The organism is Zhongshania aliphaticivorans, assembly GCF_902705855.1.
GTDB lineage: Bacteria > Pseudomonadota > Gammaproteobacteria > Pseudomonadales > Spongiibacteraceae > Spongiibacter > Spongiibacter aliphaticivorans_B.
Genome location: NZ_CACSIJ010000001.1, coordinates 533,638 through 545,717, shown reverse-complemented (window position 1 = coordinate 545,717; position 12,080 = coordinate 533,638). Strand labels below are relative to the sequence as shown.

The 12,080-nt window shown below is 49.0% G+C and carries 12 protein-coding genes; all 12 read left to right on the top strand.

The features are described from left to right. The first annotated feature begins 89 nt into the window (after positions 1-89). The 12 genes from serC (at position 90) to GVJ32_RS02445 (ending at position 12,079) form a co-directional block, all read left to right on the top strand. Positions 90-1,169: a 3-phosphoserine/phosphohydroxythreonine transaminase gene (serC, locus tag GVJ32_RS02495; RefSeq protein ID WP_159238452.1), complete on the top strand. Its 1,080-nt coding sequence runs from the start codon at positions 90-92 to the stop codon at positions 1,167-1,169. A gap of 4 nt (positions 1,170-1,173) precedes the next feature. Continuing rightward, complete coding sequence (gene pheA / locus GVJ32_RS02490) at positions 1,174-2,319, top strand: prephenate dehydratase (protein ID WP_159238451.1); 1,146 nt, start codon at positions 1,174-1,176, stop codon at positions 2,317-2,319. 36 nt (positions 2,320-2,355) lie between these two features. Next, entirely contained in the window at positions 2,356-3,474 is a 1,119-nt protein-coding gene (hisC, locus tag GVJ32_RS02485) for a histidinol-phosphate transaminase (RefSeq protein WP_159238450.1), read from the top strand. Beyond that, entirely contained in the window at positions 3,464-4,360 is an 897-nt protein-coding gene (locus GVJ32_RS18270) for a prephenate dehydrogenase/arogenate dehydrogenase family protein (protein ID WP_435808056.1), read from the top strand. Before hisC ends, GVJ32_RS18270 begins: the two co-directional genes overlap by 11 nt. Positions 4,361-4,399: 39 nt before the next feature. Further along, a complete protein-coding gene (gene aroA / locus GVJ32_RS18265; protein ID WP_235035013.1) occupies positions 4,400-5,701 on the top strand; it encodes a 3-phosphoshikimate 1-carboxyvinyltransferase in 1,302 nt (433 codons plus the stop codon). Positions 5,702-5,703: 2 nt separating this feature from the next. Beyond that, positions 5,704-6,402 carry a (d)CMP kinase gene (cmk, locus tag GVJ32_RS02475; protein WP_159238449.1) on the top strand — a complete coding sequence of 233 codons (699 nt, stop codon included), beginning with the start codon at positions 5,704-5,706 and terminating at the stop codon, positions 6,400-6,402. Positions 6,403-6,681: 279 nt separating this feature from the next. Then, positions 6,682-8,361 (top strand): 30S ribosomal protein S1, encoded by a 1,680-nt coding sequence (gene rpsA / locus GVJ32_RS02470; RefSeq protein ID WP_159238448.1) that lies wholly within the window; start codon positions 6,682-6,684, stop codon positions 8,359-8,361. A 121-nt stretch (positions 8,362-8,482) separates the two neighbouring features. Next, entirely contained in the window at positions 8,483-8,779 is a 297-nt protein-coding gene (gene ihfB, locus GVJ32_RS02465; RefSeq protein WP_103685775.1) for an integration host factor subunit beta, read from the top strand. A gap of 77 nt (positions 8,780-8,856) precedes the next feature. Beyond that, positions 8,857-9,150, top strand: a complete 294-nt coding sequence (locus GVJ32_RS02460) for a lipopolysaccharide assembly protein LapA domain-containing protein (protein ID WP_159238447.1) — start codon at positions 8,857-8,859, stop codon at positions 9,148-9,150. A gap of 6 nt (positions 9,151-9,156) precedes the next feature. After that, positions 9,157-10,359: a lipopolysaccharide assembly protein LapB gene (locus tag GVJ32_RS02455; RefSeq protein ID WP_159238446.1), complete on the top strand. Its 1,203-nt coding sequence runs from the start codon at positions 9,157-9,159 to the stop codon at positions 10,357-10,359. An 8-nt stretch (positions 10,360-10,367) separates the two neighbouring features. Beyond that, positions 10,368-11,069 (top strand): orotidine-5'-phosphate decarboxylase, encoded by a 702-nt coding sequence (gene pyrF / locus GVJ32_RS02450; protein WP_159238445.1) that lies wholly within the window; start codon positions 10,368-10,370, stop codon positions 11,067-11,069. Between the two features lie 38 nt (positions 11,070-11,107). Next, the gene (locus GVJ32_RS02445) at positions 11,108-12,079 is read left to right on the top strand and encodes a DHHA1 domain-containing protein (RefSeq protein WP_159238444.1); all 972 of its coding nucleotides are present in this window, start codon (positions 11,108-11,110) and stop codon (positions 12,077-12,079) included. Position 12,080: the final 1 nt, after the last annotated feature.

Here is a 12,080-nt window from a genome sequence, read left to right as displayed (position 1 = left end):
TGAGATTTACAGCTAAGTAATATGAGTAGCGGCGCCGCTGGCGCCGTTTGTTTTTTTATTTTTTTAATCTTTCGGAGTGGCGATTCAAGATGGCGCGTCGTTATAATTTTTGTGCAGGTCCGGCTTCAATTCCTGAATCAGTGTTAGCAGAGGCTAGCGAGCAGTTAATGGATTGGCAGGGTCGTGGTTTGTCGGTCATGGAAATGAGTCACCGCTCTGATGAAATGGTTGGTATCGCCAATGAGGCCGAGGCTGATTTGCGCGAGCTGATGGGTATTTCCGACGATTACGCAGTCCTGTTTTTACAGGGCGGTGCAAGCAGCCAGTTCTCAGCTGTGCCTTTGAATTTGATGGGTGAGGGCAAGGTTGTTGATTACGTCAACACCGGGGAATGGTCTAAGAAAGCCATTAAGGAAGCGAAGCGCTACGCCAAGGTTAATGTGGTGGCATCGTCTGAAGATACTAACTTCACCACTATCCCAGCATTTGATAGCTGGAAGTTAAGCGACGACGCGGCGTATTTACACTACACGCCAAATGAAACGATTGGCGGTGTGGAGTTTTTCTGGACGCCAGAATCTAAAGTGCCTTTAGTTGCTGATATGTCATCGACTATTTTGTCGCGTCCTATCGACGTGAATAAATTTGCCTTGATTTACGCAGGCGCTCAAAAGAATATCGGCCCCGCTGGTTTGACTATTGTGATTGTTCGCAAAGATTTGCTGGGCAAAGCCAGCCCAGTCACGCCAACCATGATGGATTATAAAACCGCTGCTGATAACGATTCTATGTACAACACGCCGCCAACTTTGGCGTGGTATTTGGCCGGCTTGGTATTTAAATGGCTTAAAGCGCAGGGCGGCCTAGAGGCGATGGAAGTCATTAATCGTCGCAAGGCAGAAAAGCTATATAGCTATATTGATGCTAGCGGTTTTTATAGCAACCCTGTTGAAGTGGCCAGTCGTTCATTAATGAATATTCCCTTTGTGTTGGCTGATGCAAATTTGGATAAGGCGTTTCTTGCTGGTGCAGAAGAAGCGGGTTTGCTGAATTTGAAAGGTCATCGCTCGGTGGGTGGTATGCGTGCCAGCGTGTATAACGCGGTGCCAGAAGAAGCCGTAGATGCGCTGATTACCTATATGAAAGATTTTGCACAACAAAACGGCTGAGATTATGAGCGATTCCAACACGCCGCCAGTGAGTCTTGATGATTTACGCCAAAGCATCGATAGCATCGACACTCAGATTCACGATTTGCTGAATCGTCGTGCCAGCTGCGCCCAGCAGGTGGCCGAGGTTAAGTTGCGGGAATTTGCCGCCGCACAACAGTTTGAGTCGAATGCGGATAGCAGCAGCTCGCAGCAGTTGTTGTTCTATCGGCCCGAGCGCGAGGCGCAAGTCTTGGCGCGGGTGAAGGCGGCAAATAAAGGCCCCTTGGCTGATGACACTGTGGCGTTTATTTTTCGCGAAATTATGTCGGCGTGTCTGGCCCTAGAAAAGCCTATGGAAGTGGCGTATTTGGGGCCGATGGGCACGTTCAGCCAAGCGGCGGCGCTCAAACATTTTGGCCATGCTGTGGTCAGCGTTCCGCAAGCGTCTATCGATGAGGTGTTCGCTAAGGTCGTTAATGGTCAATGCCATTACGGCGTGGTGCCGGTAGAAAATTCTACTGAAGGCATGGTGTCGCATACCTTGGATGCGTTTATCAATTCGCCCTTAAAAATATGTGGCGAATTGGAACTGCGTATTCGCCTGCATTTATTGGTGGGTAAAGACGGTAAAGATAAGCCGATCACACGTATCTGTGCGCATCAGCAAGCCTTGGCGCAGAGTCGTCGCTGGCTGGACGCCCATTTCCCCGGCGTTGAACGCGCTGCGGTAAGTAGCAACGGCGAAGCCGCGCGAATGGCGGCGGAAGAAGAAGGTGTCGCGGCGGTTGCCGGCGATATGGCTGAGCAGCAGTACGGTTTGGTGCAGTTGGCGGCAAATATTGAAGATCAGCCTGATAACACCACGCGGTTCTTAATTATTGGTCGCGAAGATGTGGCGGCTAGTGGTCGCGATAAAACGTCTTTGGTGGTGTCTGCCCGAAATCGACCTGGCGCACTGTTTAAATTGCTCGAGCCGTTTCAAAAAGCAGATGTGATGCTCACGCGTATCGACACGCGGCCATCGCGTACTGAGCCCTGGACCTACGTCTTTTTTATTGAATTTGAAGGGCATCGTGACGATGCCATCATTGTTGATATTCTCAATGATATTGAACAACATTCCATTATGTTTAAAGTGTTGGGTTCCTATCCCAAGGCTGCAATTTAAAGATGGTGTTTGGCTTACTTTGTGAGGGTGTAGCAAGTGGCGTGTGATGTATTTGCGCTGGCAAATGCCGGCGTGCAAGGTCTGCATCCTTATCAAGCGGGTAAACCGATTGAAGAGTTACAGCGCGAGCTGGGCTTAGCTAGCGTTGTTAAGCTGGCGAGTAATGAAAACCCGCTTGGGCCGTCGCCGATCGCGATGGCGGCTGCGCAAGCCTCGCTTAAGCAATCGCATCTTTATCCTGATGCCAATGGCTTTGAATTAAAGAAAAAGCTTGCGGTTAAACTGGGTGTGGGCGAAAACCAATTTACCCTCGGCAATGGCTCGAATGATGTTTTGGATTTAATTGCACGCACTTTTTTGAGTGCGGGTAGTTCGGCGGTATTTTCTCAATATGCGTTTATTGTTTACCCAATTGCGGTACAGGCAGTGGGTGCTCGTGCCATCGTTACGCCGGCCAAAGATTGGGGGCATGATTTAGATGCTATGGCGGCGGCCATTGAGCCAGATACTAAAGTTGTTTTTATTGCCAACCCTAATAATCCCACTGGAAATTATCTTGACCGAGCAGCCCTGAGCACGTTTTTGGCGAAGGTGCCCGAACACGTTATTGTCGTGCTCGACGAAGCTTACATAGAGTTTGCGGGTGTTGACGATTTTCCAGACGGGCTGACTTTTCTTGGTAAGCATCCCAATATTATTGTTACGCGGACGTTTTCTAAAGCCTATGGTTTGGCGGGGCTGCGTATTGGTTATGGCGTGAGCAGCCCGCAGATAGCGGATTTATTAAACCGCGTACGTGCGCCGTTCAATGTCAGTATTCCTGCCATGTCGGCAGCGTTAGCGGTATTAGATGACCATGATTATTTACGTCGCAGCCAGCAGATTAATAGTGCTGGAATGCGGCAGTTGTGTGCTGGTTTTGGTGAGCTAGGGTTGAACTATATTCCATCGGTAGGTAATTTTGTTGCCGTTGAGCTGCCCTGCGATGCCATGCCGATTTACCAGGCCTTACTGACGGAAGGTGTAATTGTTAGGCCGGTGGCTGTGTATCAAATGCCTAAGCATCTGCGAATTTCAATCGGCTTAGAGCATGAAAATGCGCGTTGCCTCAGTGCGCTGAATAAATTAAAAAGAGAGGGTGTTCTTGATCAATAAGCTCACCATTATCGGTTTGGGGCTAATGGGGGGATCCCTCGCAAAAGCCTTAAAAGCACAGGGTGCGGTTGGCGAGGTAGTTGCTACCGGGCGTCGTGCAGAATCACTCGAACGTGGATTACAGCTTGGGGTGATAGATTCTTATACCCTAGATATGGCCGAAGCAGTCGCCGGCGCCGACGTGGTGGTGATTGCAACACCAACGCTAGTTGCTGAAAAAGTGATGGCAGAATTGGCGCCATTGATGACGCCCGACATGGTTGTCACCGATGTGGCCAGTGTCAAAGGCAATATTCAACGCGCTGCAGAACGAATTTTTGGTGAGGTGCCCGCTAACTTTGTGTTGGGTCATCCCATTGCAGGGTCTGAGCAGAGTGGGGTTGAGGCTTCTTCAGTAGATTTGTTTCTCGACCACCGAGTTATTTTAACGCCCTTAGACAATACGGCTAGCTCAGCGGTAGTATTGATTCGCGAGATGTGGGAATCCTGTGGTGCCGAAGTGGTGTGCATGGATGTTGCCGAGCACGATTCGGTGCTTGCCGCGACCAGTCATCTCCCTCATGTGCTGGCTTATACCTTGGTTGACGCGTTGGCGCAGAATGGCGCGGCTGCGGATATTTTTAAATTTGCAGCCGGTGGCTTTCGTGATTTTACGCGAATTGCGTCTAGCGACCCGACCATGTGGCACGACATTGCCTTGGCGAATCGAGATGCCATTCTGCAAGGTATAGATACTTTTAGCTCTCATCTTGAACTTGTTCGTAAAGCGATTGAAGAAGGCGACGGTGAAGCTATTTTTACGAGTTTTGATCGCGCTAAACGCGCCCGTGATGAACATTTTTTGGGGCAGTATCTAAGCCGTCAAAAAAAATCCCCTTCATCGTAATTTCATATTTTCCTGATTACATTAAAAGAGAATTTTATCGTGGATTTCCTGTTACAGCCTGGTGGTCAAATACGTGGTACGGCCCGAGTTCCGGGAGATAAGTCAATTTCGCACCGCTCTATTATGTTGGGGGCGATTGCCGATGGCGTCACTACCGTGGATGGGTTTCTAGAGGGCGAAGATGCGCTGTCGACTCTGAATGCATTTAGGGCGATGGGGGTAGAAATCGAAGGCCCAGAAAATGGTCGGGTGCTTATTCACGGCGTTGGCCGTGATGGTCTTAAGGCACCTGCAGGTGATGTATATGTCGGTAATTCCGGCACCTCAATGCGTTTGTTGGCGGGCTTATTAGCGGGGCAAAAGTTTGACGTTACCATGACCGGCGACGAGTCCTTGAGTAAGCGTCCTATGGAACGTGTTGCCAAGCCCTTACGAGAAATGGGTGCGGTGGTTGAAACGGCCGAAGGCGGGCGTCCACCGCTAACGCTACGTGGTGGTCAATCATTAAAGGCTATCGACTATGTACTGCCAATGGCGAGTGCGCAGGTGAAGTCTTGCGTATTGCTGGCGGGTTTGTATGCCGAGGGTGAGACTCGTACAACTGAGCCTGCACCCACGCGTGATCATAGCGAGCGTATGTTGCGCGGATTTGGTTATTCGGTAGACGTTGCTGGGCCGGTGGCTAAATTACAGGGCGGCGGACGCTTAACTGCCGTGCATATAGATGTACCGGCGGACATTTCTTCGGCGGCGTTTTTTATGGTGGCGGCAAGTATTACTCCGAATGCTGATTTGACGTTGGAGCATGTTGGTATTAACCCAACGCGAGTCGGGGTGATCAATATTTTACGTGCGATGGGCGGCGATATTACGGTATTTAATGAACGCGAAGTGGGTGGCGAACCCGTTGCGGATATTCGTATTCGTCACGCTCAACTTAAAGGTATTAACATTCCTGAAGATCAGGTGCCTTTAGCTATCGATGAGTTTCCGGTGTTGTTTGTTGCTGCGGCCTGCGCCGAAGGGCAAACCGTGCTGACTGGTGCGGAAGAGCTGCGGGTGAAGGAAAGTGACCGTATTCAAGTGATGGCCGATGGCTTGCAGGCCATGGGAATTAGCGCGGTGCCGACCGAAGATGGCATTGTTATTCAGGGTGGACAAATAACTGGCGCGACGGTGGCAAGCCATCACGATCATCGCATTGCCATGTCATTCGCCGTTGCCTCTTTGCGCGCCACTGATCCTATTCGGGTGACCGGCTGCGATAACGTCGCGACCTCGTTTCCTAATTTTGTGAGCTTGGCGGCGAGTCTGGGTATGAATATAGAGGTGCAGGCTTGAGTATGAGTGAGTCGACACTATCTGCTCCGGTTATTGCGATTGACGGCCCCAGCGGTTCTGGAAAGGGCACTTTATGCCAAACCTTGGCGCGGCATTTGGGCTGGCATTTACTGGATAGTGGTGCGCTGTACCGTTTGGTTGGTATGGCGGCCGATAAACACGGTTGTGCCTTTGATGACGAAGCCGCAATAGCTAAATTAGCGGCAAATCTAGATGTTGAATTTGTCGCTGGTGAACCGGGTGAGCCAACCCGTGTCTTGCTTGAGGGGGAGGACGTCAGCGGTGATTTACGTACCGAAGTCACCGGTATGTTGGCTTCTAAAGTGGCGGTATTGCCTGCAGTGCGCAGTGCCTTATTAGGTCGGCAGCGCGATTTTGCCAAAGCGCCGGGTTTGGTGGCCGACGGGCGCGACATGGGGACCGTCGTTTTCACGACCGCTCCAGTTAAGATATTCCTCACCGCAAGCGCCGAGGAGCGTGCCGAACGGCGCTACAATCAGTTGAAATCGCAGGGCGATGATGTTAACCTCGCGACCCTTTTAGGGGAGATACGCGCTCGCGATAAGCGAGATTCTGAGCGTGAACTAGCCCCTTTAAAGCCCGCAGACGACGCTGTGCAGATAGATAGCAGTGGTTTGGGCATAGAAGAAGTGTTTAACCGAGTGTTGGCGGAAGTCAACGCTCGTCTTGTTAGTTTGTAAATTGAGACGTTTGCCACGAGCCGAGGTTTTGTTTTCTGGCAAGGCGAAAGCGCACGGAATGAGGGAATTTATACTTATAAATGACCGATTGAGTACGTTTTCAACGCCGCCAGAGAATAAAACAGCAATCGTGCAATGTCTCAAAGACTAACTAAAAACCGTCGCATGCAGCGCAAATACCAGCTGGCGTTGTATTGAGGCAATATGAATTGACCCGTGTAAGCTGGATACACGGCGATACGGTGGCGTTGCCACTATTTAATACTCAGGTAATGACTAATGAGCGAGAGCTTTGCTGATCTATTTGAAGAAAGTTTAAAAACCATTGATATGAAACCCGGTTCAATCGTGACCGGCGTTGTTATTGATATCGACAGTGATTGGGTTACCGTTCACGCTGGACTGAAATCTGAGGGTGTTATTCCTCGCGAGCAGTTCTTGAGCGAAAGCGGTGAGTTCATTCTGGCGATTGGTGATGAAGTTCAAGTTGCACTAGAGTCGGTTGAAGATGGCTTTGGTGAAACTAAATTATCACGTGAAAAAGCCAAGCGCGCTGAGGCGTGGACTACTCTTGAAGCAGCATATGAAGCTGAAGAGACTGTTGTTGGTATTATCAATGGCAAGGTTAAAGGTGGTTTCACAGTCGATATCAACAGCATCCGTGCGTTCCTGCCCGGTTCTTTGGTAGATGTTCGTCCAGTTCGCGATACAGCGCACTTGGAAGGCAAAGAGCTTGAATTCAAAGTCATTAAGCTGGACCAAAAGCGTAACAACGTTGTTGTTTCGCGTCGTGCCGTTCTTGAGAGCGTAAACAGCGAAGAGCGCGAAGCGCTGCTGGAATCTCTGCAAGAAGGTATGGTTGTTAAAGGTATTGTTAAGAACTTGACCGACTACGGTGCTTTCGTAGATTTGGGCGGTATTGACGGCCTATTGCACATCACCGATATGGCTTGGAAGCGTATTAAGCACCCAAGTGAAATCGTTGAAGTGGGTCATGAAATTGACGTACGTATTCTTAAGTTTGACCGTGAGCGCAACCGCGTATCATTGGGTCTGAAGCAACTTGGCGAAGATCCATGGGTAGCTATCAAGGCACGTTACCCAGAGAACTCACGCGTTAAAGCTAAGGTCACTAACCTGACTGATTACGGCTGTTTCGCTGAGATCGAAGAAGGCGTTGAAGGTTTGGTTCACGTTTCAGAAATGGATTGGACCAACAAAAACATTCACCCATCTAAAGTGGTTAATGTTGGCGACGAAGTAGAAGTGATGATTCTGGATATCGACGAAGAACGCCGTCGTATTTCTTTGGGTATCAAGCAGTGCCAACAAAACCCATGGGATGCATTTGGTGGTCAGTTCACCAAAGGCGACAAGATCAAGGGCGCTATCAAGTCTATTACTGACTTCGGTATCTTCATCGGTCTAGATGGCAACATCGACGGTCTGGTTCACTTGTCTGATATTTCTTGGAATGAAACTGGCGAAGAAGCCGTGCGTAAGTTCAAGAAAGGCGACGAGATCGAGACGGTAATCCTGTCTATTGATCCTGAGCGCGAGCGTATTTCTTTAGGCATTAAACAGCTTGAAGACGACCCGTTCTCTAACTACGTTGCTGAAAACGACAAAGGCGCCATTGTTAATGGTGTTGTTAAAGAAGTCGACGCTAAAGCAGCTATCATCGTGTTAAGCGAAGAAGTTGAAGGCGTATTGAAAGCGTCTGAAATCAGCCGCGATAAAGTTGAAGATGCACGTAACGTCTTAAAAGTGGGCGAGACTGTTGAAGTTAAAATCATCAGTGTAGATCGCAAAAACCGCGCAATGACCTTGTCTATTAAAGCCAAGGACGTTGATGACGAGAAAGAGGCTGTTAAGTCACTGCGTGAGAAAGAAGTCGAAACTGCTGCTCCTGCAACAATCGGCGACTTGATCAAAGCTCAGATGGAAAACAAAGACTAAGGTCTTTGGTCTGAGTCGCAAGTTACGGGCATTTACTTGAGCTAAATGCTCGTAACTATCTGGCTTATATGCAAAAAAATGCTAAGCTAGGCTTGAGTGTTGGAAACAACGGGAACAAGCTATGACCAAATCTGAATTAATAGAGTTGATTACCGAGCGTCAGCCGCAGTTGTCCCACAAGGACGTTGAGTTGGCAGTTAAAACTATGATCGAACATATGTCGACGGTTTTAGCCACGGGTGATCGTATAGAGATTCGGGGTTTTGGTAGTTTTTCTCTGCATTACCGAGAGCCTCGTATGGGGCGCAACCCTAAAACAGGTGAAACTGTGGAGTTGCCCGGTAAATATGTGCCGCATTTTAAGCCCGGCAAAGAGTTGCGCGAGCGTGTAAATTTGAGCCTACAGTCAGGCACTTAGCTTTGCACTACTAGCGTTATGATTAAAGAAACGGTATGGTCATTGACCATGCCGTTTTTTTTTTGGAAAAAGGTTAGATGCGTCTGATCCGTTCAATTTTAGTGTTATTACTCTTGCTCCTCGTCTTGGCGGTGGGGCTGTTATTTACCATTCAGAATGACGTACTAGTGCCTCTTAATGTACTGGTTGCGGAGCTTCCTGCACAGCGTTTGTCGACGTGGATTATTTTGTCTTTTTTTCTTGGTGGTCTTGCTGGTTTAGTTGCGAGTACCGTCGTTATTTTACGATTGCAGGCTTCGCGTCTTCGTTTGCGCCGCTTATTAAATAGTGAAAAAACCAAGCTTGAGCGAACTCAGCTTGTAAGTAGCTAATTTGGTATGAACACTGAGCTAATCCAATTTCTTTGTATTCTGGCGGCGGTCGCGAGTGGCTGGCTGATTGGCTACTTCTATCGCCCAAAGTGGCGACATTCCAATAAGAATGACGATAACGCAAGCTCCTACTACAAGGGCTTGAATTACTTACTGAGTGAGCAGGCCGGCGCGGCGGTCATGACGGTAATTAATGAGCTGCCAGTAAATATTGAAACTCTGCCTACGCATTTGGCCTTAGGAAATTTAATGCGTAGTAAGGGTGAGGTCGATGGCGCAATTCGTATTCATCAAAACTTATTGTCACGACCGAGTTTACCTAGAGATAAGCTCTATCAAGTCCATCTAGAATTGGCGAGAGATTATATATCCGCAGGCTTGTTAGATCGTGCTGAGCGTTTGCTGCGAGATGTCGTAGATGAATCGGTGATTTACCGCATGGATGCCTTGGAGCATTTGCAAAATATTTATCAGAGTGAGAAAGAGTGGGATCAGGCGATTGCGGTTGCGCGCTTGCGTCTGCCACAACGGAGCTGGCTTAAAAAGCAGGTTGCGGTCACCGCGGCGGAGCGGGTAGTCGAGTGTGCTTTAAGCCATTATCACTGCGAAAAAGCTAAGCCGTTGTTGCTTGCAAATGATGTTAAGGCGGCTTCTAAAGAACTGCAGTTGGCGCGTAATTATGACAGCAATAATGTGAGGGCGTATTTACTGTCTGCAGACTTGGCTATAAGCCAAAAAAAGCCGCAGCAGGCTTTAGACCTCTTGCATTCGGTAATTGAGCGGCAACCGGCATTTGCAAGTGAGGTTGTTCCCATATTTCGTAAGGCTTTTTTAGGTTTTGGTGATCAGGCTGCTTATCTGGACGCGCTCCAGCGCGTAGCGCAAAGTACCTCGAGCACAGCGTTTAATATAGAGTGTGCGCAGGTAATAGCGGAATGCAATGGGCAGGATTTGGCTTTAAATTATTTACATGATGTGGCGGCGCAACGCCCCACATTCGGTTTGTTGTCAGAAGTGCTGAGTCGACCTGAGGGCGAGCGTAGGCAGAGTGGGGCACTGGTCCGGCAGTTGTTAGATCAGCTTAAAGCTGAACGTCCTGTGTACCGATGCCGGCATTGCGGATTTTCTGGGCAAAAGCTGCACTGGTTGTGTCCCAGTTGTGAGCAGTGGGGTACCATTGCGCCAATCCGTGGAATACTAGGTGATTGAATTACATTATGACTGAAAAATCTCCGCTAATTGTCGCGCTGGATTTTGCCGCGCGCGCTGAGCTTGATGCTTTACTTGAAAAGCTGGATCCTTCGCTGTGCCGTGTAAAAGTCGGTAAAGAATTATTTACCTTATATGGTCCTGACGTTGTACGCGACTTGCACCGACGCGGTTTTGAGGTCTTTTTGGATTTAAAATTCCACGACATCCCTAATACCACTGCTGCCGCTGTGGCTGCTGCCGCGGATATGGGGGTGTGGATGGTGAATGTGCATGCATCGGGTGGCATGAGAATGATGTCGGCGGCAAAGACCGCTTTGCAGTCATATGGCAAAGATGCGCCACTGTTAATTGGTGTGACGGTGTTAACGTCAATGCAAAGCGAGGAATTAGCTACAGTCGGTGTGAATGAGAACGCTTTGGCGCAAGTCAGTCGCTTGGCTACATTAACGGCAGAGAGCGGGCTTGATGGCGTAGTCTGTTCAGCTCAAGAAGTTTCGGTGTTGCGAGGCGTTATTCCAAAAGATTTTTTACTTGTGACACCGGGAATCCGGCCAGCGGGAAGCGAACTTGGCGATCAGCAGCGGGTTGCGACGCCCAGTGATGCCATTGCGATGGGTAGCAATTATTTGGTAGTTGGACGACCGATTACAAGAAGTGCTGACCCTTTGGCGAGCTTGAGAAAGATTAACGCGTCGCTCGGTTATTAAAGACAATAAATTTACGTATAAAAATTGGGGAACAGGGAATGGCAGTAATAGATGTATTTAATGGAGACGCGGACGGCTTGTGTGCCTTGGTACAGTTGCGAAATGCGAGCCCGCAGGATAGTACCTTAGTCACTGGTGTTAAGCGTGACATTAATTTACTAGGCAGAGTGTCGGCAGGTTCGGGCGATCAAATCACGGTGCTGGACGTATCCTTAGATAAAAATCGCGACGGTTTGAATAGTGTGCTGGAGGCTGGTGCCGAAGTTGTTTACGTGGACCACCATTTTGCAGGCGACATTCCAGAGCATGCGAATCTAAGGGTTAATATCAATCCAGCCGCAGATGTTTGCACTAGCTTATTGGTAAACGGGATGTTGAAAGGCCAATTTGCGGAGTGGGCTGTCGTTGGTGCATTTGGTGACAATCTTCGCAATAGCGCGATGGCGGTAGCAAAGCCACTAGGCTTAACTGCCGATGAATTGCAGCAGCTGGAGAATCTAGGTATATACCTTAATTACAATGGTTATGGCGCGAGCATAGAGGATTTGCATTTTGATCCCGCGGAGCTTTATCGCCGCATCGCCCCCTTTGCCAGTCCACGTCAGTTTATGAAAGAGGCGGCAGATACCTTCGCGCAATTGGAAGAGGGGTATACAAATGATATGCGCGCGGCAAGCCAGCTACCTGCTGTGCATGCGGATAACGTGAGCGCCGTTTTTATTCTACCGGATGAACGTTGGGCCCGACGTGTTAGTGGTGTGTACAGTAACGATCTGGCAAATGATTTCCCTGATCGTGCTCACGCAGTGCTGACAGAAAAAAAAGATGGTAACTATCTAGTAAGTATTCGGGCGCCGCTAAATAATAAGCAGGGCGCAGATGAGTTTTGCCGGCAATTTCCTACCGGCGGTGGGCGAGCTGCTGCAGCGGGAATAAATGATTTACCTGTAACAAGTCTTAATGATTTTGTAGAGAAATTTCAAGCGTTCTACCGGAGCTTATCGAGCTAAT

What these genes read in the sequence shown, in the direction of transcription:
- GVJ32_RS02445 (WP_159238444.1), top strand. Translation starts at nt 11,108, where the DNA reads ATGGCAGTAATAGATGTATTTAATGGAGACGCGGACGGCTTGTGTGCC.
- cmk (WP_159238449.1), top strand. Translation starts at nt 5,704, where the DNA reads ATGAGTGAGTCGACACTATCTGCTCCGGTTATTGCGATTGACGGCCCC.
- GVJ32_RS02455 (WP_159238446.1), top strand. Translation starts at nt 9,157, where the DNA reads ATGAACACTGAGCTAATCCAATTTCTTTGTATTCTGGCGGCGGTCGCG.
- serC (WP_159238452.1), top strand. Translation starts at nt 90, where the DNA reads ATGGCGCGTCGTTATAATTTTTGTGCAGGTCCGGCTTCAATTCCTGAA.
- ihfB (WP_103685775.1), top strand. Translation starts at nt 8,483, where the DNA reads ATGACCAAATCTGAATTAATAGAGTTGATTACCGAGCGTCAGCCGCAG.
- GVJ32_RS02460 (WP_159238447.1), top strand. Translation starts at nt 8,857, where the DNA reads ATGCGTCTGATCCGTTCAATTTTAGTGTTATTACTCTTGCTCCTCGTC.
- pheA (WP_159238451.1), top strand. Translation starts at nt 1,174, where the DNA reads ATGAGCGATTCCAACACGCCGCCAGTGAGTCTTGATGATTTACGCCAA.
- rpsA (WP_159238448.1), top strand. Translation starts at nt 6,682, where the DNA reads ATGAGCGAGAGCTTTGCTGATCTATTTGAAGAAAGTTTAAAAACCATT.
- pyrF (WP_159238445.1), top strand. Translation starts at nt 10,368, where the DNA reads ATGACTGAAAAATCTCCGCTAATTGTCGCGCTGGATTTTGCCGCGCGC.